We start from the raw sequence: 23880 nt of genomic DNA, 5'->3' as shown, positions 1-23880 counted from the left end.
GCTCCTAGAACGTCTCGTCCAAGTCATCGAGGGACGGCGTCTGACTGTGGCGGCCAAAGCTAAAGCCGGTGGAACCCTCGCCGGCGCTGTGGCGGCCCGGCTGCACCTGCGAAGCATTGTTGAAAGAGTCCATGTGGTCGGTTTCGTCCAGTCCACTGAGCGCATCTGCGAAGGAAGGTAAAGCAGCTTCTGTCTCCGGCTGCGCTTCCTTTGGCAGCAAGTATTTGAAATCGGTGATGCGGCCGAACTGCACCACGGTCAAAGAACGCGAAAGCTGGCTGGTTAGCGCGGTATTGCTATCGACCTCGATGATGCGGGTGCGGGAAGGATCGATCTCGGTGTATCCATCGGAGGCGCCCAACGTGGTCAGCGATTCATTGCTGAAGGCCTGCATAGCGCCCTTTTCTTCGCTCATGCCCGCCATGAACTGCTGGGTGGATTGCTCCTGCCTGCGGTTATCGTCCAAGAAGGTCACCGAGGACAGGAACTGCTGCATGCTGCCCGTCATTTGTGGATTGGTAATCGCACTGTGCCAGACCTGCGGCTTCAAATCTCGATCCACCATCGCCGGGTGATCCAGGTTGCGAGCAATCATGTCCAGCGGCGACTTCGAATACTGGCCGCGCATGCCCCACATGGCGCTCGGCTGGATAGAGCCGTTGCCCACCTGGTGACGCTCGAAGACAGAATTCATGTAATCCACGAGCCCTCGCAAAGACTTATGAGCCCAGCCCTCAGAGAAGACGTGGGAACGAATTCCTTCGGCCATGCGGCTGGTTTCATCGTCGGAGACCTTTGCCTTGCCGATGCGCGCGTTATCCGGCAAGCCGGATTCCGGGGTGCGCAGGTGGTCACTGGTGGTGGACTTCAAGCCGAATGGCGCATAGATTGCGCGACCCAGAACTGAAGACCAGCTCAGGAACTGACCGTATGCATTGATGTTGCGGTCGATGTCTCCCGCTGCGAGCACGATGTTGCGCGCGGCAATCTCCTGGTTCTGGCGGTTGAGCTTTTGTCTTTGTACGTAATCGTAGATTTCGCGCTGCGCCTTGGTGAAGGCAAGCCAAGAACAAACCAGGAACAAGGCGATGGAAACAATGACGCCGAAGGTGGTCCACTTCCAGTCCAGGGTGGGCATGGAATCCCAGATCCGCAAGTCGCTGTTGTAGTGCGAGATGCACAGGTAAATGAGCACGAGCAAAATCGCGCCTAGCACGCCCCACATGGCACGCAGCTTGGTGGTCAGCTTGCGATTTTCGGCGTTAAAGTCACGCTCGGCAAAGCCCTTGGCTTCCTCGCTGAGCTGGCGGGCGACGTCCTCGAAGTGTGCCTCGCGCTGGCGCGCGGAGTGCAGGCTTGCGGCCAAACCAGAGCCGACCTTCCATGCGAAGGTTTCCTGGTGCTGGTTACGCCATGCCGCGAATTGCTGCTTTTTACGGTTGATCTCAGTGTTTTGTGTGCTCTGGCTAGTCCACTCCAGGTCAGCCGCGAACTTCTCCGCAGCGAGTGGATCGAAAGGTGCAATCGTTGCTTGCGCCTCGTTTTCATAGCCCACCGTGCGGTTCATCAGTGGGTGGAAACCGCGGAAGGATTGGCGGACATCGGGCACGGACTGCTTGCCGTGCTGGACAATGAGCACGTCCTGGTTATTGCCCTTCGGCGGGGTGAAGTTAGCGTTTTCCTTCCACTGGCCATCGACCAAACCCAGCGCAAAGTCATGATAGGCCTCCCACATGCCAGCCAGCTGCGGGGTATCACCAACGTCGAATTGGACCTTCTGGGCTTCATTCAGCGTCCGGTTATTCTTCTGCTGCATCTGTGCGATGGATACAGCATTCTCGCTCTTGCCGGAATGGCCATCCAAAACCACCTCCATGTTGGAATTGCGGCCATAGAGAAGATTCTGCAGGAACGAGGCGGTTGCGCTGTTTACGGCACCGCGACGGTCGTTGACCCAATCCTGCGGCTTGCCGATGACGGTTGCCCAGTACAGGCGCAGGTTATCGCGCAGCGCAGCCCACGCGCCGATCTTCTGCGTCTTCGGGGTCTCCAGCGGGATTTCCTGGGAAATCAGGCTGCCACCAAAAGCGTGAAAGAGGGTATCCGCGTAGTGCTGCGTAAGCGCGTTCGGATCGGTAGCGTGCTCGGTGTAGCTGGTGTTATTCACGCGGGTACGCGGCAGGCGATTATTCGGATTGAATACTCGGTCCTTGACCTCATTTTCGACCTCGCTGGCATCGATAGTGCGGTGGAAAGCACGCACGAGGCGGAAGTTTTCCCAATTTCCGGTTTCCATCAGCCGGCCCGACTCGGCCTCGAATACAGCTGCCTCCGGCATTCCGCGCCACAGGCCGAAGATGGATGCCACGGCAGGAGCTGCGAACTGTGCCAAGGCAAAGCCATCTTCGCTGCGCATGATGGGGCGAATATGCGAAGCGGAAGGAGTGCCGCCCTCTTCTGGGGAAAGCACCAGGTTCTCCCACACCTGCAGCGGCTCAATGTGTGCCGGCTGCAAAGGCAAGGTGGTCAGCAACAGGCGAACGCGCTGGTTCGAGGCCTGGACGATGCGCGAATCCACGGCCGCCGCCCACCGCGACAAAGCGTCTGGCTGCAAGGAATCACTTTCATCCAGCGTATCGATGACCACGAGGAGCATATCGCCTTCGTGGTTGCGCAGAGACTCATCGAGAGTGGCAATACGTGGGTTTCCCTCGGCGTCGAAGAAGCGTACTGCGGCTGCCGACGTCGGTTGGGTGTAGTCCACCCACATGAAGTTCTGCAGCAAGCCAACAGCTCGCAGGTCGAAAAGGCGGGAACGAATCTCATCGGCCGTGGCGCCGTGTCCAAAGAACAGTACGTTAGTCATTAGAAGGTGTCATCCAAGTCGGTGAGGTTGAATTCAGGCTCAAAGCGCGGGGTCTGGCTGGAAGAATCCCGGCTCGCGGGAGCCTCGAAAGTAACGGGTGTTTCAGCGACGGTCTTTGCCTGGCCCAGCAGATCGCGGATGCGCTGCGCCATGACGACGACGTCCGGCGCCAGGTCGCGGTAGTACGGCGTAGCGGAGGCGACGTCGCGGCGGCGAATGTTTGCAAATGGCTTGTCATCCATGCCTTGGCCCGGCAGAGAATTCATTCCACCCGGAATGAAGTGATCTGCGCCGCGGACGAACTTATCGAGCTCCGCAACGAAGGATTCATAACGATCCTGGATGCTGGAGCCGACGACGCCGCGGCCCGGCACGGTGCCATCACGCAGGAAGGCCGCCAGACGGTGGACCAGTGGGTGCGTCGAAGCACCAGAGTGCGCAAAGTCCTGGCCGTCGTCGTAAAGCCCGCGCAGCAACTGGTACGGGTACAAGGAAGAGGCAAAGCCGTATGCGCCGTTCTTTTGTACCCTCGCGTACGCGATGAAGATGGACTCAAGCACGGAAGACATCCAGTCGGACTTCTTAACCATGCGGCGCGGGGAAATCAGCATCGGGTTCGGGAAAGGTACCCAATCGCCTACGCCATTGGCGGTGTCGTCGTAGATATGTGCCGCGGCGTTATCGGAATCCGGGTTGGAGATGTGGATCCGGCCGGTAATGCGGCCGATGATCCAACCTGCCACCATGGCCTGACGCTCGGTCTCAGTCAGCGGCAGAGCCGCCGCGAGCGGACGGGTACGACGCTCCGACCAGTAGGAACCATCGAAGTTTTCTTGCTTATCGATGTCCTCGGCGATGTAGCCGAACATGGAAGAAAATACGATCGGCGAGTAGTTCGGGTAGGAACCGAAGATCTCGATGTGCTGTACCTGCTCGGACATGTTCAGCGAGTTACGCAACGCCACCTGCGATGGCTCGTCAATAGAAGGCGTAGCAAGCAGCTCGCCCAGGCGTGGAACGATGCCGGTTTCTTCGCTGCCCAAAGCCTCGAAAGGAATATCAGAGAAGGAGTAGGTGTACTGCACGTCCTTGCCGTGGATGCGCTGGACCATGTCGCTGGACACGGCAGCCAACGGGCGGGCGTAGCTCAGCGCCATCTGGAAGGCGCTGACGAAGCGGTCAATGCGCTGGGAGTGCTCCACCTCGTTGATATCCGGGGTCAGCGTCAGGTAGCTGCGCAAATCCACGGAGTTGAACTTGTAGAACTCATAGTCGCGGCGGTTAATCCACGCACGGGAGCGCTCCAGCAGATCTGCCGGGCGGATGCGCGAACGGTACTGTGCGCGCTGGGACTCGCGACGCTCCCCGGTCTGCGGATGCTGCGACAGGTGCTTGGATACCCAACCTGCACGGTTGCTGTATTCATCGTTGGTGCGCTTCTGCGGCGCCAGCGTATCCCGCGGTGCCTTGTTGGCATCTAGCGAATCCCACTCGCCGCGAATGACCGCACGCACCGCGAATGGATAAGCCTGATCGTAATGTTGCACATCGGCAGTGGACTGCTGGCCCTGAATGGTGCGCAACATCTGGGTTTGGTAGTCGGTGATAAACGCGTTGACGTCGGTCAACATGATTTCGTTTTCCGCGCCCTTGAAGCGAGACTCAACGACCTCGTCTACTTCCTCCGGCCAGGCGTTGACCTCGTTGGTGCGAACGTCTGCCAGCTTGTTGGTCTCCGGGCGTGACTGTGCCGCCTTCTCGAGCACCTCATGGGCGTCGCCAAGCTCACGCTGCAGATGGAAGAGGTTCTCGTCGACGTAATCCTGCAGAACGTCCTGCAGAATATGCGCCGTAGCCAACAGGAAGTAGTGGTAGAACTGCTGGTGATAAAGGCCCAGTAGAGCGTTGACAGTCGGCGTTGGATCCGTCATCTGGCCCTTGCCGGTCAGCGGGCTAAGGATCGGCTCCGCGCCTTGCGGAAGCGCAAGCACGGCGAAGTTCTGGAAGGAATTAGAGAACTCATTAAGCTGCGGCTGCAGGCGGTCGCCGCTGGCCAAGACGTCCTTGACGCGATCGAGCATCTCGCGAACATAAGGCAGGCCCACTGCCGCCAACTCGCCCTCGACCGTGCTCAAGACCTTGTCGGAGAAGAAGTTAGCGAAACGATAGGTGGTGTCATACGCTGCCTGTTGGAGCATTCCCGCGATGTACTGCTGGTTCTGTGGATCGCTCAGGTTCTGCATGAGCTCTGCGCGCCACTCGTTAACGTTGCGCCCTTCCCCTACCGGGATGAAGTTACGCAGGCTGCGCGCTGCGTTTTCGGCAGCTGGCTGGCCCATGCCGCCGAATACGGTGTTCAGCCAGTTATACGCGGAGTTCGGATCGATAGGTCCGCCCATCGCCCAGCTCGGATCCAACATCATGTCTTGGAAGCGGCCCGGCAGGCGTTCATCAAGGCGCTTTGCAATCTGCATCTCGCCGGCCTCTGGATTGGCCTTATCGAGGTGTCCGTTGAGCAGGCGCTCAAAGGAGCTGCGGGCAAGGCGCTGCGCGGAATACTCGGCGAAGCGATCGCGGCCCATGGAAATCTGCGCATAACCCAGCGAACCCCACGGCAGGCGGGCCCACGGGGTACCGCCCTGCGATTGATCGCGGTCCCAGCCAAAGAAACGGCGGCCGCCATCACCGGAAGGAGTGTTGGTCAACGCATAAGAGACCAGGTTGTCAGACGCACGGGTCGAGGCCATCAAACCGGCCAGCGCGCGGCCCAGGCCGCGGTAGATCGGCATCGCGGAGCCATCGCCAAAGCGGGAGCCGGTGGTGCCCATCTTGGAACCGATGGGAAAGATTCGGCCGAAAGTCGGGCCCTCTGGCGGGGTGCCCATGTCAAAGGCCTCGAAGATGGCGCGGTCATGCGCGGTGGAGTTACCCATCTGGGATGCAACGACCTCGCCGAACATGGCCAGGGAGTTGGGCCATGCGCCGGCCATGTCCTCTGCCTTGTTGTCGGAGAAGATCTCCGGGGTGTACATGAAGACCAGCGTGCTGGTCGGATCGAGATTCTTGATGGTGGTCAGAACGCGGCAGACATCCAGGAACATCGAAGCGCCTGCGCCGCCTGCCATGGAGGAAACAACCAGCACAACCGGCGCGGAGGAACCAGTATCGGTGCGCTTCTTTGACTGCTTGTAATTGAGCTCGTTGAGCTCCTGGATAGCTTCCTGGGTAAACATCTCAGACACCGCCGCGTTCAATGCGTTGCGGATGTCCTTCAGGTGGCGCAAAGTCAGGATGCGGCCGATGGCGCGGTACTGGCCGGCGCCGTCGGCAAGCTTCGTGTCATTCGATTGCGGCGTACGCGAAGCCCACGTGGCGATCTCACCAAGCTTGCCAGAGCGGCCCAACGTTTCAGAGATACCAGCATCGAACTGGTTGTAATGCTGGCGTGAGCCGATACCCACATACTGACCGCCGCTTTGGGTAACGTTCGGCAGCTTCTGCGGGCCGGCCTCCTCTTCGAGGGGAACATCGATGTTCACAAACTGCCACGCCTTGGGCAGTTCGGTGATGTCTGGATCGATGGTGCGCAGCTCCGCCTTGAGCTGGTCCATGATAAAGGCCAAGGTCTTGGCGCCGGAGCCACCGCAGCCAACTACGAGGAACTTCTTCATCTGCTCTTAATACCTTTCGGGATGTCTCTTTAAGTGTTCAACTTGTGTGTTCTGCTTGCGTTATGGTTCGGGCTAGTTGTTTCCGAAGGAAGGGCCCTGCGGCCATCCTCCGTTGTTGCCGCGTGGTCCGTTTCCCGGCTGGCCGAAGCCGCCCTGGCCGCCCGGTTGCCCAAAGCCGCCTGGCTGGCCGCCTTGGTTACCCGGTTGGCCAAAACCTCCCTGCTGACCTGGTTGACCGAAGCCACCTTGGCCACCTGGCTGGCTGAAGCCACCTTGCTGCGGGTTCGGGCGCGGCGCCTGGCCCGGCTGGCCGAAGCCGCCCTGTTGACCTGGCTGACCGAAGCCACGCTGCTGACCTGGCTGGCCCGGCTGTCCCGGGAACTGCTGCACTGGAGCGTTAGCACCCGGCGCGTTCTGCGGTGCCTGTGCGCCTTGTGCGCCTTGCTCGCCCTTCGGGCCCTTTGGCGCCTTCGGCTCTTTCGGCGCTGGGAACTGCACCTGCTCGAAGAGCACCGGTGCGGAGCGGTTGATCTCCTCGGAAAGCTCGTCGTACTTTTCGGCATGCGCCATCGTGTCGATGGTCAAGACGATTTCGCCGCGGTCCTTGTCATTCGGGTTGCCCACGAAGAACCAGTTGTTCTGAACTGCCAGCGGCAGGATTGCGCGGCCGCCGGACTGCTTGCCCTTGCCGGAGATGGAGCCATCCTTTTCAACTTCCACATGGGCCGCGGTAAATGGGCTAAGGCCCATCTTTACCTTCGCCTCGTACAGGCCCAGGTTTGCCCGGCGCGGCGCGGCGTCGACAGGCACTGCGCCCTGGAACTCCTCCTTGGAGACCGCGAAAGGCTTGCCGGTATCCGTGCGGATGAGGCTCGTGCCTTCCTTCTTAACCGGAATCGTCTTCGCGAACATACGCGGGGACTCAGGGATGCGGCCGGAGAACCACTTCATGAAGTAAAGAACTGCCAGCGGAATCAAAAGGCCCAAGAGGACCGCCAGCACGAAGGCAAGGCCGAAAGCGCTCTTGCTCAAAGGCGTGGTCATCGAGCCCTTGAGTTGCAAAGGCAGCTGCGCTTCCTGGTTATCTTCCGCAGACTGCAAGCTCAGCTCTGGCTTCAAAGCCAATGCGCCGTCTTCCATGTTTTCGGCAGAAAGGGTCACAGGCAGCGTCGCCTCTTCGCCTTTGTCCAGCTCAAGCGCGTTGTCGGCGGAATCGTGCTTGGACGTAACCTTGAGCGCATCAACACCCTGTGGCAGCGTGGCCTCGTCAGCGCCTAAGCTTTGCTCCGCCAGCCACACCTTGCCTGGGCCCGTTACCGGAACATCAACGGTGACTTCCTTTTCCGTCATCGACACCACCTGTGCCGAGCCAACGGAAGGCATGTTGACCGGGGTAATCGTCAGCGGGGTTTCGCTCTTGATGGGGTTGAGCTTGGAGCCCGGCTGATTATCGACGCCCTTCGTGGTGATGTCCACGCTGGTCATCAGCTTGCCCGCGGCAACGTTTTCGACCTTGTCCAACGGGATATCCACCGCGTTGCCGTCCACGATCGGGGCGTTTTCGAGCAGCGTTACTGGCTCGCCCTCTTCGGGAACGAACTCCGCGCGCAGTGTGCCTTGGCCTTCGAGCTTGCGCGGCTGACCGCCGCCGTCGACAAGCTGTGCCTTAATAACTTGGTCGGAGTTGATGCCGCCGCTTAGCTTCTCACCGTTTTCGCGCTGCAGGTTGAGGTTCAGCCCCGGAATCATCACCATGGATGCTTGGTACTCGCCCTCGGCGCCGCCCTCCAGCTTGTAGCCAAAGGTCCACTTGCCGGCCCAGCCTTCGCCGCCCTTCTTCATTGCGACGTCGACCATGCCCGGTAGGCGGTCATTGGTGGTGATCTCCACGTCGGCGCCGGCGACCTTCTTGGTATCCGGCTTCAGCTCTACCGTTTGCCCATCAGGACCGGTGAGGGTCGGGATGATCTTGCCTTCTTCCACGCTGGTCTTCGGAACCGCGGACAAGCGGACCGGGTCGACCGAGTTATCCAGGAAGAAATCGAATTGCTCGGTGAAAGTGCCTTCCTTGTTCAAGCCACCGGAGGTAGGAATGAGGTTACGGAAAGCCGCAAACAATGCGGCGGGATCCTCACCGCCGTTGAAGAAAGCACCGTTCGGTTCGCCCTGGCCACAGCCCTCGCCTTCAGCCAAATCGGTGAGAAGCTCCGTCTGCTCCTTCGCATCGCGCTCCGGTACAAGGCCGACGTTGAAGAGGCGGATATTGGATTGGCGGAATGCGGACACCGTGGAATCCGGGGTGCACAAAATGTTGCGGGCTGCTGCGTTGTCCTTGCCAGTCTCAACGCCTACGTAGGCGCCGTCGGTGAAAAAGACAATAGCGCGGCAATCGCTGCCATCATGATCGCCGAATTCCTTGAGCGCGCCCGAGTAGGCCAAACCGTAGTCGGTTTCCAGATCGGAGGTGCGCTCCTTGTTACGGAAAGCGTCAATCTCCTTGTCCAAAGCGCCGGCGTTTCCGGAAACATTGGTCCAGCCGCCGTACTCGCCGGCCTCGGAGTAATAGCCGGAGCCGAAACCGGCAAGCTTGACATTGATATCCGCGCCGGCGTCCTTGCCTAGGTTGGCCAGCTGATTGACGATGTCCTTGGTGGCATCAACACGGAAGTGGGAGCCATCGGTGGCGGGTTCGCCTTCATAACCGATGAGCGACTGCGACTGGTCGAGCACGAACAAGAGGTCCGCGGACTTCTTATCCGCGATACATGAGCTGAAGTCCGCGAGGTTCTTCTGTGAGGCTTCAGAGAGGCTGCTTTCGGAGGCCTGTGGAGCTTGTTCTGGTGGGGCTTGTTCTGCCGGCGGAGCCGCCTCAGGCGCCGGAGCAGGCGCTGGCGCATCTTGCGCGGAAGCTCCCAAGGAACCTGCGAAACCGCACAACAGTGCAGCGCTGCTAAGAGCGAGGAGACGATTTAGTTTTCGCATTAGGCGCCCATCACCTTTCCTACGTAGAAGGCGATCTCCACCGCGGAAGCGATCACAAGCAAGAAGCCGCCGATCATGACGAGACGGTAGACCAGCGTCTGGCGCGTGTCCTCAATGTAGAAGCTCTCTGCTTGACGCCTGGTGTTTTGCAGGGTGTACAGGCCAAGGAGCACGAAGGCGACGATGCCTGCAAACACCCAACCGGTAATTGCCAGTCCAAAGAAGAGGCCTTGGGTCGCAGTGGAAACCAACGGCGCAGCAATCACGACGATTGCAGACAAAATGGCGGCCACACCAGCGGCGATGAGCAAAGGCCACGGCCCCTTGGTGGGTGCGGCTGGAGTGGCTGGGCGCGAGCTACGCGGCGCGCTGGGCTGCCCGCCCGGTGCGCCAAAGCCCTGGCCGCCACCTTGCGCGGGGCCAGCTGCGCCAAACGACGGCGCGCTTCCTCCTGGTTGATTCGGCGAACCGAAGCTAGGGGAACTTGGGAATCCGAACCTCGGGCCGGCTGCATTGTTAGGGCCATTATTGGGGCCACTGTTGGGCCCGCTACCCGCTCCGGGGCGCGGACCGCCAAACTGGGGCGATGAGCCAGGCGAACCAAATGTCATAACTAATGACCTTTTCTCAAATAGCGCTCCCCCAGCCAAGAGAGCAGCCAGGGAAACCAAAGGGAACAAAATAGGCACAAGTGCTGCAAGCAAAAGAATGCCATACTTAAGGCCTCATTTCGCCTCTTCCTTGGGATTTACCCTCCACTACCCCAGCGCCACATCAATAAAGCCGGATTCAACTGCACATATCTCGCTGGATCTGCCTTGAGGATCATTCCCCAGTCTCCCCTAAAATGTGTGAGCATTTCTGGTTTCTCAGTCCATAAGGCGGCACCATAAGACGACATGGCAAGATAAGCCCATGACAGAAAAATCGGCAACCGCAACCACTTCCAGTGGCGAGAGCATCCGATTCATCCCGGTACAGTCCACTCTGTACCCGTGGTTGGTTACGGTGTTCGTCGTTACGTTCCTCATTTCCAACATCAATGCCACAAAGGGCGTCCAGCTCGGCCCGCTTATTACCGATGGCGCTTTCTTCCTGTTCCCGCTGGCTTATATCGCAGGCGACGTCCTGTCCGAATGCTATGGCTTCAAGTCCACGCGGCGCGCAGTCTACATCGGATTCGTCATGGCGATTCTGGCCGCTGTGTGCTTCTATATTGCGATTTGGCTCCCCGCAGCGGACTTCTACAAGGGCCAAGAGGCCTTCGCCGCTACCTTGGGGCTAATGCCGCAGATCCTCGCTGCTTCGCTAATTGGCTACGTGGTGGGACAGCTGCTCAACTCCTTCACTCTGACACGCATGAAAGCAAAAACAGGTGAAAAGGGGCTAATTGGCCGCCTCGTCGCTTCCACCGTCGTCGGGGAGCTCGGCGATACCGTCTTGTTTTGTGCCGTTGCCGCCCCAGTCATTGGTGTCACGACGTTCGGCGGATTCCTTAACTATGTGGTTGTCGGTTTTATTTGGAAGACATTGATTGAAGTTGTGATGCTTCCGCTGACCACCTTTGTTATCAAGTGGGTCAAGAGTCGCGAAAACTATACCGCGAACTATATGTCAGTAGCCGTGAAATAGTCCGCAGTCCATTCGCTTTAGGACCCCAACCATGGTGGAATTGGGTGCATGACCCGTCCCCGCCCCAAAGTCCCATTCCGCTATATTGCAGCCCTATCTGCAGGTGCAATTCTGGGTGCATCGATCTTGTTCTCATGCAACGGTGACAACCAAGATCAAGCGGAGGAAGTCACCCAAACATCGGTTTCCAAGACACCTTCAGTGCGCCCTAGCGCTAAGAAGAGCACCCCGCCGCCTACAACGTCCAGCATTGCTCCACCTCCAGCCCCTCCGGCGAATGAAGGCGAAGCCCCTGCGCTTGTGGGTAGTTTTTCCATGGACGGCCCCGCGACAATTACTGGGGCAACATACGACTCGATGCCCTATGTGTTGCCTCTTAACCCCGCGGGCCCGCAGCAAACCATGGTCCGGTGGGTCGAAGGATGGGGGCAATCCCCTGCTACGGCAGAACAAGGAACCACCTACGTGCTGGGGCATGCGTGGGGCCAAATGCCACTAGTATTTAACCCGATCTCAGAGACCGTCACTGCCAATGTAGACTTCAACAATCCAGAAGTCGTTGCCGGCGATGAGGGCATGCGCGTTGAGCATTTCAGCACCGACGTGCTCAATGGTTCCACCGTGCGTATGGAATCCCCAGATGGCAATGCCCGTGAATGGGTTATCGATACCGCGTACCTGGTAGACAAAAATACCGCCGCATACGACACTCATCTGATCGATACATCAGTTCCTGGGCGTCTCGTACTCATTGCGTGTTCTGTCGATGGCACGACAGACTTAGGCTACAACGTTATCGTCGAGGGACACTTGGCCTAAGAACCATAGCCGCAGGACTAGATAGAAGCGCGCTGCCTGTTCCAGAAGAACAGTTAGCGCGCTTTTGTTTTGGCATCAAGACTTGCGTACTAGTGACCTTCGTTGCTTAAGCCGCTTTATTCTTAAGCCACGAGCGCAGTGCTGCAGGCCCATAACTCATCTAAAACGGGGAGAACGCTCCATCCCAGAGAAGGGGATGGAGCGTTCTCAAAGGAGTCTTTTGACTCGTCAGCTTTTCAGCAAGCTTGGGCTATTAGGACTCGCGACGGTTGCGGAGAACCAGTGCGCCACCTGCTACCACGAGGAGCAGTGCTGCCAAGCCAATCATCCAGACATCAGCACCGGTGTTAGCGAGGTTTGCTCGCTTACCCTTTGCTGGTGCCTCCTGAGGCTGCTCAGACTTAGGTGCTTCCTGTGCGGATTCGCCCTTAGGTGCTTCGTGCTTCGGGGACTCTACGACACCGTCGTGGGAGGAGCCGTTAGAAGAACCGTGGGAAGAGCCACCGATAAATCCGAGGATACCCGCCGCCGGAATCAGGCCCCAGAGCCAGCCACCGTGGGAGGAACCATTGTCGCCTGGGTTCGAAGGCTTTGGTCCGTCGTTAGGCTCAGCGCCGGTAGCAATGGTCTGTGCATTGTCAGTGAGGTCTACGTGCTCAGCAACCTTTTCACCATTGGCATCATATGCAGTCTCAAAGGCCACCAGAACCTTGGTGCCGAAATCGGCAGGAATGGTGAACTCAAGCTCTACAGTGCCGTTAGCTTCCTCGGCAACGAAGGTCTTCTCGGCGACGATGCCGGTACCCTTACCCGTTGCGTAGTCCATCAGCTCACCCTTGACGGTGTATTCCTCGCCAGGGATGAAGTTGATGTACTCAACTTCGTCAATAACCTTGCCGGACTCAACAATCTTGTCGGTCTTGTCAGAGCCTTTCTCGTGAGCAATGGTGCCAATGAGCGGGGTCTTCTCGCCAACAACAACGGTCTGGTTTACAGAGTCGATGTTCTTGTGCTCGGCAACAACCTTGCCTGCAAGTTCCAATTCCTCGAACACGACCAGGGTCTTGCCCTCGAAGCCCTCCGGAATGGTGAACTCTACGTCGATAGAACCATCAGCAGTCTCCGGAGTGAAGGTTGCACCAGCCTTGATACCGGTTGGGATAGCATTGCCATCCTTGTCCTTCTCCATGAGTTCACCGGATACGGTGTACTCGGTACCTGGCTTGAGGCCAAGGTATTCGATGGTATCAACAAGAACGCCACCCTCAGGGGTGAAGGACTTGTCCTGGTCAGCCTTATCGGTCGCCTTGGTACCGATGTACGGAGCGTTCTCTACCTCAGTAACAACTGGAACAGTGGTGGTTACCGTAGCTTCTGCCGGAGTGGTTGTCTCAGTGACCGTCTCTTGTGGAGCCGTCTCGGTCGTGGTGACAACCTTGCCCGGCTCGGTAGCCGTAGTCGTGGTATCCGGCTCAGTAGCGGTCTCGGTAACAACCTTGCCCGGCTCAGTCTCCGTAGTGGTGGAATCCGGCTCAGTAGCGGTCTCGGTAACAACCTTGCCCGGCTCAGTCTCCGTAGTGGTGGAATCCGGCTCAGTAGCGGTCTCGGTAACAACCTTGCCCGGCTCAGTCTCCGTAGTGGTGGAATCCGGCTCAGTAGCGGTCGTGGTGACAACCTTGCCCGGCTCAGTCTCCGTAGTGGTAACCGGCTCGCCAGGAACGGTCACAGTCGTGGTGGTCACACCAGTAGTTTCGGTCACAGTCTCAACGGTCGATGGAGCAGTTTCGGTGACGGTCGTCTTAGGTGTCGTGGTAACGACCTCAGTCTCCGTAGCAGCGGTAGTAGTGCTAGTTACCTTCTCCGTAGTCGGCTGCGGGTCAGGTTCCGGAGCAGGGCCCTCCTCGATCGGAGTTTCTCCGTCCGGCTTGACAAACTTACCACTTAGCAGGTGCTGAAATGGCTGCCCACCCGAGCCAATCATATTGCTATTTTCAAAGAGGTTCAAAGTGGCTTCAGCGTTGTCCGAAGCCTTTTTCAGCTCAACCCCCGGAACCTCTGACGGGTCGATCTTTCCGATGAGTAGCTTGTAAGCAGTTACCGCTCCTTCAGAAGGGAGATACTCTTCTGCATTAGAAATGGCTTTTTGGGAGCTTTCCGTGTAGTACCAAATAGCTCGCTGGGTAGCATCGTGGAATTCTGCATTATTCAGTCCAAGAGCTTTTTGAATACCTGCACGGTCTGCATTGGCTTGATCAAAGCCGTTGTAGATAACGTCAAGCACCTTGCTCTTCAACTCAGCCGCAGGCACGCGTGGAGTATTGGGTCTCAACCCTCTCTTGGTGCTGTCGATAATATTCCCATTACTATCTACAGACTTAAATTTAACGTCGGAAGCATCTTGACTTGCCAACTTGTAGAAGATGTCGCCGCCAGCGTTAGGAAGTTTCTTGTAATCAACCAAATGGATTGGCTTACTCTTCCATTCGTCATTCTTCGTCGACCAGGCAGTAGGAAACTGCCAGTTCTCATTAAAACAGTACACGAGTTCCGCTGCATCAAGAGACGGCATTGTAGTCGAGCTCTCTGCAGTCTCCTTTGGGACTACAAAGAGATCTCCGATACTGGAAGTCTTTCCGCGTACAAATTCGGACGCGTCGAAAGCGCGATAAATATCACCCTCGGCAGCATTTGCTACCACCGGAGCAGCTGCAGCTACGGTCGCCGAAGCAACAACCGCAGCAAGCACCCGCTTAAAGTTGGTTTTCATGTTTCTCCATCCCTAGCGGCACAGGGAACCGCCAGACTAATGAGTCAAGCCCCTGAATGAAGGGGCACAGTTGAGCAAATTTCAACCTTTATCAGCAGTATGGCCCCCTTAATTCACGGCGATTTTACCGTCGCTAGGGACACACAGGGACAAGGTTTAAAGAAACCTTAACACAGCATGGCCAAATTGCCATTCTTACATGTTTATTAAGGTTGAAATATTCAGCATCTAAGGGGCTAAAATGCGCTACTTAACCCCTTCTACCTGGAGATTCTTATTTATGCCTATTGGATCACAATCGTAAATTCAGCTGACTAAGGGCTGGGGTGTGTGAGATAGAACACTTTTCTTCCTGTGATTTCCCTGCCAGTTCAGAAATCTTTGCTTTTTTTAAGGTTTGGGGGCGTAGTAACGCCCCATGAACTCGTCGCGGTAAGCCTCGTAGTAGCCGCCGTCGATGGAGGCGCGAATGTTGTCTACGAGTTTGATCATGAAGGTCAGGTTATGCATGGTGCACAGCGTGCCGGCCAGGAATTCGTTGGCCTTGAGCAGGTGGTGGATGTACGCACGGGAGTAGTTCTCCGAGACGTAGCCGCCGAACTCCTCGTCGATGCCCGTGAAGTCGCGCTTGAAGCGCGCGCCCTTGAGGTTCAGGCGGCCATCGAGCGTGTACACGCCGCCGCGGCGGCCCAGGCGGGTAGGCGCAACGCAGTCGAAGGTGTCGGCGCCTGCCTCAACCGCGGTGAACAAATCATCGGGCTCAGAAATGCCCAGCAGGTGACGCGGTTTATCCTCCGGCAGCTCATCGCAGACCCAGCCCACGATGGTGCCCAGGTTCTCCTTCTCCAGCGCGCCGCCGATGCCGAAGCCGCCGAAACCGCGCTTGCCGTTAGCTTCGGCGGCGTCGGAAAGCGCCACGAGCCCACGCGTGGCTTGGCGGCGCAGGTCCTCATACTGCGCGCCCTGGACGACGCCCCATAGGGACTGGCGTGGCTTTTGCGGGCCACGCTCCTCGGTCAGGCGGTGGTGTTCATCCAAGCAACGCTGCGCCCAGCGATGGGTACGCGCGACCGACTCTTCCTGATAAGCGCGGCTATCGATGAGCGTGGTCAGCTCGTCGAAGGCGAACATGATGTCAGCACCCAAACCATGCTGAATCTGCATGGAGACCTCCGGGGTAAAGCGGTGCTTCGATCCGTCAATGACGGACTTGAAGTCCACGCCGTCTTCGTCGACCTGCGCCATGCGCTCCTTCTTGGCCGCGCGGATGTCGCCCTCGGTGAGGTTCGCAACGTCCATGGCCAGGACCTTCTTGAATCCCACGCCAAGCGACATCACCTGGAATCCGCCGGAGTCCGTGTAGGTGGGGCCATGCCAGTTTTCAAAGGCCGCGACGCCGCCAGCCTCATCCACGATGTCGTGGCCCGGCTGCAGATAAAGGTGATAAGCGTTGGACAAGATGGCCTGCGCGCCCGTCTGCCGGATCTGCTCCGGGGTCAGGGTCTTGACCGTGGCCTTTGTGGCCACGGGAATAAAGGCCGGGGTCTGAATATCCCCGTGCGGTGTATGAATGGTGCCGCTGCGACCATGCTTGCCAGGACCAGCCTGGTCGAGGCGCGTGCGCACGTCGAAGCTCAGGTCAGTCTCTAGCTTGGGTGCAGGAAAAGGCGGCTGTTGCTCGATCATAGAGGCTAGTTTACGTGCTGCGGCTCATCCACCGATGCGCCGCCATGCTCACGCTCCCACTCTTCTTCCAGAGCTGTGCCTTCGATGTCGAGGGAAGGCATGACCTTATCCATCCACTTTGGCAGCCACCAGGTCGCGCGGCCCAAGAGGAACATCGTGGCGGGGACGAGGGACATGCGCACGAGGAAGGCGTCGAAAAGCACGCCTGCGGCAAGGGCGAAACCGAAGATCTGAATGAACGGCAGCGGCTGGTTAATAAACGCCACGAAGACCGAAATCATAATGATGGCTGCGGCCGTGACCACGCGCGCACCTTCGGTAAAGCCCGCGATGGTGGCCTCATCCACAGCGTTGTACTTGGTGCCATTGCCGCGTGGATAACGCGCGATGTGCTCGCGCATGCGGGTGACCAGGAAGACCTGATAGTCCATGGCCAGGCCGAAGGTCACGCCGATCAGGAAGATAGGCATGAAGGAAATCAGCGGGCCAGGCGCCGGGACCAGGCCGAAGAGGCCGTCCTGCCACACCAGAACCGTAAGGCCGAAGGCCGCGCCCACCGAAAGCAGGAAGCCCAAGCCAGCCACCACGGGGACCAAGACCGAGCGGAAGACTAGGAAGAGCAACAGGATGGCCAGGCCCACCACGATGGCCAGATAAGGCAGCATGGCGGCCTCCAAGCGCTCGGTGATATCGAGCTGCACGGCGGTCAGGCCAGTCATGCCGATTTCCGCGCCGGTGACCTCGCCCAAGCGCTCGTTTTCCGCACGCAGTGCCGACGCCGTGCCGACGGTCGTGGGATCCGTCGGGCCGGTGGTCGGTGCGACCATGATCTGTGCCGCAGTCTGATCAGAGTTGAGGCCAACGATCTGCGCGTGCTTAACGCCGCCTACCTGGTTAAGCTGCTGGGTCGCGTACATGAAGGAGGCAAAAGTTGCCTTCTTTTGTTGGTCTTCGCCTTCTTGACCCTGAATCAGCGGCTGGAGGGCCGGCGCGTCTGGATTAGCTTCCTCACCGTTGACGATGACCAGGAATGGACCATTGACGCCTGCGCCGAAGCCCTCTGCCAGCAGGTCCGCGGACTTGCGCTGGGTGGTATCCGGATTCGAGCTGGTATCCGCCGGCAGCGCGAGCTCCATGTTCAGCACCGGGGCGCTCAGCGCACCAAGACCCAACACGACCACAGCCATGACCAGACCCGGGGCCTTTTGCACCGCACGGACCCAGCGGTTGCCCATGGTGGCGCCCTTACGGCGCTTTCCCTTCCTATTCGGGTTGCCGGCGATGCCGGGGATTCGACCAGCAAAGGCTTTATCGCCAGCCAGGCCAAGCATCGCCGGCACCAGGGTCAGCGCGACGAGCACCGCCATGAACACTGTGCCCGCGGCGGCCAAGCCCATGGCAGTGAGGAAGCCAATCTTGGCCACGATGAGGGCAAAGAGTGCCACGAAGACCGTGGCGCCGGCGAAGACCACGGAGGAACCTGCCGTGCCCACCGCCATGCCGGCGGCTTCGGGCCCATCCATCCGCGAGCGCTCCTGGCGGTAGCGCGACATGATGAACAGCGCATAGTCGATGCCCACGGCCAGGCCAATCATGATGGCCAGGACCGGGGTCAAGTTGTTGAGCTCAATCCAGTGCGTGGCAATCATGACGCCGAGCGCGCCCAGGCCCACGCCCACGACGGCCGAGATCAGCGGCATGCCCGCCGAAACCAAGGAGCCGAAGGTAAAGATAAGGACGAGGAAGGCCACGCCCAGGCCGATGATCTCCGAGGTGGAGTTGACCTTAATCTCATCGCCAAAGCCCGCGCCGCCGGCCTCGACCGTTAGCCCCTTCTCCCGGCCCAGCTCCATCGCCGCGGTGACGACGTCCTTGTCTTCTTGCTCAACGGTGTAGGAGCTTTCCGCATCGAAGTTGAAGGTGGTGTAGGCGATGGTCTCGTCCTCATTAACCATCGCGAGGTTATCCGCATCCTTGCGGGCGGTCTCTTCCGGCAGGCCCATTGAGGTGAATTGATCGATAACCTGCTGCTGCAAAGCCGGCGATACGTCGAGCGGGTTGCCCCAGCGTTGCTGGTCCTTGATGCCGAGCTCGTTGGTGATCTGATCGACCACCTGCTGCATCGCTTCCTTATTTTGCGGGTCAGAAAGCTTCTGTCCCTCCGGCGCCTGGAAGACCAGGTTCACAGAAGGCGCGCTGGCCAGGTTGCCGCTTTCCGGGAAGAGCTCGGCGGCGCGGTGGGTAGCGTCAATCGCCGGTGTGCCCTTGATGGAGTACTCCGAAGTCATGGGCTTCATCAAGGCAATCGTGGCGCCCACGGCGGCCACAAAGATCACAAGCCATGCGATGATCACTTTCCATCTGTTGAGGAAGGACCAGCGCCCAAGACGGTACAAGAGTTTTGCCACAGGAGTTACCTTCTGTTTCGTTGATTAACTTCGCCCAGTCTAGCGGCCAGCCGCTGGCAGCTAAAACAAGAAAAGCCGTGGAGCAATTGCTTGCCCCACGGCTTTCGCTATGGCGGTGGCGGCGGGATTTGAACCCGCGGTTGGGGGTTACCCAACATTCGCTTTCGAGGCGAACACCTTCGGCCGCTCGGACACGCCACCGTGGTCTAGGTTACGTGTTGAAGCGCGCGGCACAAAATCCCGCCGGATTTACTTGTCCTTCAGGCCACCAATAACCTCGTTGGCCTTGTCCTTTACACCCTCGACAGCGTCAGAAACTTTGTCCTTAACCTGGGAAGTAACCTGGTCTGCCTTGCCCTCGTTAGCAAGATCCTCATTGTCGGTTGCGTTTCCCGCAGCTTCCTTGGCCTTGCCTACTAGGTCGTCCTTCTTGTTTTCGAAATCACCCATGTTCATTCTCCTTTTTGTTTGCGATGACCCCATCCTACGCAACTTCAGCGCAGCTCGCCGAAGAAGCCGGTGAGCAGTCCGGCGCATTCTTTCTCGCACACCCCGGCGCGCACTTCGGGCACGTGCAGGGCACCGGGAGCACGCAGGACATCGACAAGCGAGCCGCACGCGCCCGTCTTCGGTTCGAAAGCACCAAAGACCACGGAAGCCACACGGGCACCCTGGATGGCCCCGGCGCACATCGCGCACGGTTCGAGGGTGACCACAAGTTCGCAGCCTTCTAGGCGCCAGCCATCGCCATGCTTGGCGACGGCCGCGCGAATCGCCTCCACTTCCGCATGCGCGGTGGGATCGCCACGCTGCTCTCGGCGGTTGACGCCGGTGGAAAGCTCGTTGCCGGCGGCGTCGTAAAGCACCGCTCCTACCGGGATGTCTCCCGCCGGAGTCTGCCGTGCCACCTCGAGCGCGCGGCGCATGCGCGCCTCGGCGCGGGCCAAGCCTTGGGATTTAAGCAATGATCTCTTCGAGCTCGTCGCCGAAGCCTAAATCGCCCGCGATGCGCAGGAGCATGTCGGAGGGCCAATCTTCATCATTGTCGATGATGTAGCCCAACTGATCTTCACTGAGCCCAAGATCAGCAAAGATATCGAAGTCGCCGTCGCCGTATGGATCAGGGTCGTCATCGTCCTCGTCGATCTCCGGGAAATCGAGGTCGCGCAGCTCCAAGAAGTCTGCGGCGAAATCATCCTCGTCGGCATATGTGGCGTCAGAGATCAGCATGCGCACATCTCCCGGCACTGGGCGTACGACAACGAAGTAATCATCCTCTACGCACAGCAGCGCGAAGGCCGCGCCCTCGGAGCGCAGCGCGCGCACCGCGCTGATGGAGGTGTTGATGTCCTCGAAGTCGTCATCAAACTCCCGAATCATCCATTGCCCCTCATTGCGGGCAACGGTAACTGCGAAGGAGATGTTGTCATCACTCATACCTCGTGAGATTAGTCGTGTTGTGCCAGAATTGTCACCGTGAGTTCTCAAGACGTTCAACGACCCGTATGCATCATCGGCCTAGGCCTTATTGGCGGTTCCCTGCTGCGCGATCTCGTGGCAAGCAAACACGCAGTATATGGCTATAATCACTCGACTTCCGGTGCCCGCAGCGCCATAAAAGCGGGCTATGACGTCACCGATGACCTGCAGGCAATTTTGACCCGCGCGGAGGCAGACAATGCACTAATCGTCATCGCTACCCCGATGAAAGCGGTCGCTTCGGTCTTAGACGAGATTCAACAGCACGCGCCGAGCTGTGGCATCACGGACGTAGTTTCCGTGAAGACTGAGGTGCGCGATCTCTTCTTGGAGCGCGGCATGGAATCGCGCTACGTGGGCGGCCACCCGATGGCCGGCACTCAAAACTCAGGCTGGGACCACTCGCAGACCAAGCTCTTTAAGCGTGCAGCATGGGCAATTACCTATGACTACGCCGCCGAGTGCGAGGCCCGCGGGGAGCGCATCCCGAAGAAGTGGATTGAGACCTTCTCCGATGTAGTGCGTATGACGCAGATGGTGCACGCTGAGGCCGTCCCCGTGCGCGTGGCAAATCACGATGCCGCGGTGGCGCGCATTTCTCACCTGCCGCACGTCTTCGCTGAAACCCTTGCCGTGGTGGGCGACAACGGCGGCATCCTCGCGCAGTCCTTGGCCGCGGGCTCCTTCAAGGACGGCACCCGCGTGGCCGGTACCACCCCGGAGCTGGTGCGGCAGATGTGTGAGACCAACGCACCCGCGCTTGTCGACGCCCTCGATGAAGCATTGCAGCTCCTCCAGGACGCGCGCGACTCTCTCGCCGCTGAGCAGCCCTCTGTTGCTGAACTCGCGGAGAATGGCTTCCGCGCCCGCACCCGCATTGAGGCACGCTCCGGCGCCCGCAAGGAATCGGTCTCCCCGGTCAAGATTTCCTCGCGGCCGGTACTGCGCCTGCACCCGGGTGGCCCGAACTGGGTGGCGCAGCTGCGTCAGTCGGAGTCTTTGGGCGGGCGAATCGAGATTTTCTAGGCCCGTCTAGGCTTCTAGGCCCGTCTAGGCTTCCCGCCCCGTCTAGTCACGGAACGTATCGTCGCGCCGCTTGCGGGACTTCGATTCATCTCTGCTCACCGCAAGGATGGGAAGTCCCAGAAAGCCCAGTGCGAGCCCAATCGGGAAAAGCACCAGCATTCCCGAGGCAACCCACAGCACCACGCCGAGGATTGCGCCCGCTACCAAGCAGGGCACGAGTTTGTTGTTGTTCACGCTCACCTTTCTAGTTCCCGTAGCGAAGGCAAACTTTTTACTGGTCATGAAGCTAAGCACCTAAAAATTAGGTCTTTTAAAACTGTTCCGGGCTCATCGTACGCCGCGGCCTCTCTCGCAGCAGCTTCCGTGCCCCGCGGGTCCTTCGCACGGCACCAGGTTCTCTGCACGGCCCCCCTGCGGCTGCGAATCGCAAATGGTGAGGTCACCCCGCAACGGAAGTGGCTGGTGTTAACGCCCGTGACTGGTGAGCGGTGACCTCACCATCTACACCTCACCATTTGACTGGCCGGCCTCACCATTTGGCTCCGCGCCACCGCCAAGCGCCACCAAGCGCCTCCTCGCGTCACCCATACAAAACGAAAATCTCGCGGCCTCCAAGAAGGAAACCGCGAGAAAATTTTGTGCGCCCGGAGGGATTCGAACCCCCAACCTTCTGATCCGTAGTCAGATGCTCTATCCGTTGAGCTACGGGCGCTTACCGCTACTGCGTTTGATTGCTGTGCAATCTCTCGCTGCAACGTGGATTAACTATAGTGCCGTTCTTTAAAGGCGGCAAATCGCCAGGCCAACACACGTTTTTACGCGTTGTTAACCTGGCGATAGCTGCACTTAAACACCAGCCTTTAAAGCACCAGCCCAAAGACCGGCACGGCCAGCAGGTAGACCGTGAGAGTAATCAGCACGCAGCCAATGAGGTTGAGGCCGACACCGCCCTTGATCATGTCGCCAATCTTCACGTAACCCGATCCGTATGCGATGGCATTCGGCGGGGTTGCCACCGGCAGCATGAACGCGCAGGTTGCCGCGAGAGCAACCGGGATGGTCAGCAACAGGATGTTGATTTCCCCGTTGGCAGTCAGGCCAATGCCCACGGCCACACCGCCCATGATGGGCAGGAAGGTCGCCGCCGTTGCCGTGTTGGAGGTAATTTCGGTCAGGAAAAGAACCAGCAGCGCAACTGCCGCGATGAGCAGCACCGTGGGCAGGCCGCCGAGCCCCTTAGCCATCTCGCCGATCCACAGAGATAGGCCCGAGTTGTTAAACATCGCGGACAGAGACAGGCCACCACCAAAAAGAAGCAGGACGTCCCACGGCATCTCATTCGCGGTCTTCCAGTCCAGCAGGCGAACGCCGGTCTTAGCGTCGGCCGGGATGATAAACAGCAGCAGGCCGGCAGCAATACCGACGATGGCATCGTCGTAGTTGGAGTCCTCGCCAACCAAGAAAGGAACGGCCACCCAGGCGATAGCTGCGCCTAGGAAGATTATGCCGGTGAGAATCTGCGGAGCAGTCCACGGACCAAGAGCTGCGATTTCCTTGTCGATGAGCTCCTTGCCGCCAGGAATACGGTCCATCTCCGGCTTGAAGATGGTCACCAACAACAGCCATGCGATAAACAGGAAGATAACCGCCAGCGGCATTCCCACGATCATCCACTTGCCAAAGCCGAGGACAATGTCGTGAGATTCCTTCATATATCCGGCCAACAGAGCGTTCGGCGGAGTACCGATCAGCGTGCCCAGGGAGCCGATAGACGCAGAATACGCAATGCCAAGCATCAGCGCCGTTGCAAACTTCTTCTGCTTGGCCATGCCGCCCACAGTGTCTGCGGTCAGCGCCAGCACGGAAGTACCGATAGGCAGCATAACCACCGCGGTCGCCGTATTTGAGACCCACATGGACAAAAAGCCGGTTGCCAGCATAAAGCCCAGCACAATACGCTTTGGCGAAGTGCCAACCACCTTCACCACCGCCAGGGCCATGCGGCGGTGCAAGTTCCAACGCTGCAACGCGAGCGCAATGAGGAAGCCGCCCATAAACAAGAAAATCGTCGCCGAAGCATAAGGCGAGCCAACTTCCTTAATGGTGCCCACGCCGGCCAGCGGGAAGATAACCAAAGGCAAAAGCGCCGTAGCTGCCAGCGGAATTGCTTCGGTCATCCACCACACGCCCATCAGGATGGTCACCGCCGCAACCGCGCGAATCGCGCCATAAGTATAGGTTTCCTCCGGGTCCGCGCCCGAGGATTGCAGCACGGTATCCACCGCATTCGACGGAAAAATAAACCACACCAGGGCGGCCAGCGCCAAGCCTAGGAACACGCCTATAAGCATGCGGCGCCATTCGCGCTTGTCGACGCCGTGATCTTCTTCGCCTTCTACGTGTGCTGTTGATTCATGTGTTTGCGGGGTCGTCATTCAGTTCTCCTTGCCAAACCTTCTAGCACGCGGGGATAAGCAAAATGTGAACCATGCAATACCCACGTTTGCGAACACCATACAACTTTGAACCAAAGAAAAAATCGGT

The 23880-nt window shown here is 58.9% G+C and carries 15 protein-coding genes and 2 tRNA genes; 3 read left to right on the top strand and 14 right to left on the bottom strand.

Annotation, left to right across the window (positions count from 1 at the left end; all coding sequences use genetic code 11):
• Positions 1 to 4: 4 nt before the first annotated feature.
• The 4 genes from QKB66_RS05855 to QKB66_RS05840 all read right to left on the bottom strand — a co-directional run bounded on the left by QKB66_RS05855 (position 5) and on the right by QKB66_RS05840 (position 10130).
• On the bottom strand, positions 5 to 2866 hold the full coding sequence (locus QKB66_RS05855; protein ID WP_248093310.1) for a hypothetical protein: 2862 nt from the start codon (positions 2864 to 2866) through the stop codon (positions 5 to 7).
• Positions 2866 to 6537 carry a tubulin-like doman-containing protein gene (locus QKB66_RS05850; RefSeq protein WP_414252900.1) on the bottom strand — a complete coding sequence of 1224 codons (3672 nt, stop codon included), beginning with the start codon at positions 6535 to 6537 and terminating at the stop codon, positions 2866 to 2868. Before QKB66_RS05850 ends, QKB66_RS05855 begins: the two co-directional genes overlap by 1 nt.
• Before the next feature lie 72 nt (positions 6538 to 6609).
• Complete coding sequence (locus QKB66_RS05845; RefSeq protein ID WP_414252899.1) at positions 6610 to 9519, bottom strand: vWA domain-containing protein; 2910 nt, start codon at positions 9517 to 9519, stop codon at positions 6610 to 6612.
• The gene (locus tag QKB66_RS05840) at positions 9519 to 10130 is read right to left on the bottom strand and encodes a hypothetical protein (RefSeq protein WP_239299212.1); all 612 of its coding nucleotides are present in this window, start codon (positions 10128 to 10130) and stop codon (positions 9519 to 9521) included. Before QKB66_RS05840 ends, QKB66_RS05845 begins: the two co-directional genes overlap by 1 nt.
• 304 nt (positions 10131 to 10434) lie before the next feature.
• Here QKB66_RS05840 and QKB66_RS05835 point away from each other — a divergent pair, with 304 nt between their 5' ends.
• Together QKB66_RS05835 and QKB66_RS05830 are read left to right on the top strand one after the other, a co-directional pair.
• Positions 10435 to 11151 (top strand): queuosine precursor transporter, encoded by a 717-nt coding sequence (locus QKB66_RS05835; RefSeq protein ID WP_239299214.1) that lies wholly within the window; start codon positions 10435 to 10437, stop codon positions 11149 to 11151.
• Positions 11152 to 11508: 357 nt separating this feature from the next.
• Positions 11509 to 11970, top strand: coding sequence for a hypothetical protein (locus QKB66_RS05830; protein WP_414252898.1), 462 nt, complete (start codon positions 11509 to 11511; stop codon positions 11968 to 11970).
• A gap of 253 nt (positions 11971 to 12223) precedes the next feature.
• Here QKB66_RS05830 and QKB66_RS05825 read toward each other — a convergent pair whose 3' ends face one another.
• The 7 genes from QKB66_RS05825 to QKB66_RS05795 form a co-directional block, all read right to left on the bottom strand.
• On the bottom strand, positions 12224 to 14737 hold the full coding sequence (locus tag QKB66_RS05825) for a VaFE repeat-containing surface-anchored protein (protein WP_414252897.1): 2514 nt from the start codon (positions 14735 to 14737) through the stop codon (positions 12224 to 12226).
• A 390-nt stretch (positions 14738 to 15127) separates the two neighbouring features.
• Positions 15128 to 16423: a tRNA guanosine(34) transglycosylase Tgt gene (tgt, locus tag QKB66_RS05820; RefSeq protein WP_414252896.1), complete on the bottom strand. Its 1296-nt coding sequence runs from the start codon at positions 16421 to 16423 to the stop codon at positions 15128 to 15130.
• 5 nt (positions 16424 to 16428) lie between these two features.
• Positions 16429 to 18831, bottom strand: coding sequence for an MMPL family transporter (locus QKB66_RS05815; RefSeq protein ID WP_414252895.1), 2403 nt, complete (start codon positions 18829 to 18831; stop codon positions 16429 to 16431).
• Positions 18832 to 18941: 110 nt separating this feature from the next.
• A tRNA-Ser gene (locus tag QKB66_RS05810) sits at positions 18942 to 19032 on the bottom strand.
• A gap of 48 nt (positions 19033 to 19080) precedes the next feature.
• A complete protein-coding gene (locus QKB66_RS05805; RefSeq protein WP_239299222.1) occupies positions 19081 to 19281 on the bottom strand; it encodes a CsbD family protein in 201 nt (66 codons plus the stop codon).
• Positions 19282 to 19325: 44 nt separating this feature from the next.
• Complete coding sequence (locus tag QKB66_RS05800; RefSeq protein ID WP_239299236.1) at positions 19326 to 19757, bottom strand: nucleoside deaminase; 432 nt, start codon at positions 19755 to 19757, stop codon at positions 19326 to 19328.
• A 31-nt stretch (positions 19758 to 19788) separates the two neighbouring features.
• A complete protein-coding gene (locus QKB66_RS05795) occupies positions 19789 to 20268 on the bottom strand; it encodes a tRNA adenosine deaminase-associated protein (RefSeq protein WP_414252894.1) in 480 nt (159 codons plus the stop codon).
• A gap of 39 nt (positions 20269 to 20307) precedes the next feature.
• On the opposite strand from QKB66_RS05795, the gene QKB66_RS05790 reads away from it, so the two are divergent.
• Positions 20308 to 21336 carry a prephenate dehydrogenase gene (locus QKB66_RS05790; protein WP_061920054.1) on the top strand — a complete coding sequence of 343 codons (1029 nt, stop codon included), beginning with the start codon at positions 20308 to 20310 and terminating at the stop codon, positions 21334 to 21336.
• Positions 21337 to 21378: 42 nt separating this feature from the next.
• Here the strand turns inward: QKB66_RS05790 and QKB66_RS05785 are convergent, their stop codons facing one another.
• The 3 genes from QKB66_RS05785 to QKB66_RS05775 form a co-directional block, all read right to left on the bottom strand.
• Positions 21379 to 21570 (bottom strand): hypothetical protein, encoded by a 192-nt coding sequence (locus tag QKB66_RS05785; RefSeq protein WP_235591329.1) that lies wholly within the window; start codon positions 21568 to 21570, stop codon positions 21379 to 21381.
• Between the two features lie 405 nt (positions 21571 to 21975).
• Positions 21976 to 22048: transfer RNA gene (locus QKB66_RS05780), tRNA-Arg, on the bottom strand.
• A gap of 148 nt (positions 22049 to 22196) precedes the next feature.
• A complete protein-coding gene (locus QKB66_RS05775; protein ID WP_061920049.1) occupies positions 22197 to 23771 on the bottom strand; it encodes an SLC13 family permease in 1575 nt (524 codons plus the stop codon).
• Positions 23772 to 23880: the final 109 nt, after the last annotated feature.

The organism is Corynebacterium sp. c25Ua_89 (assembly GCF_047459735.1).
In the GTDB taxonomy this organism is placed as follows: domain Bacteria; phylum Actinomycetota; class Actinomycetes; order Mycobacteriales; family Mycobacteriaceae; genus Corynebacterium; species Corynebacterium simulans.
The sequence above is the reverse complement of the archived record's forward strand: the minus strand, read 5'-3'. Positions and strand labels throughout refer to the sequence as shown.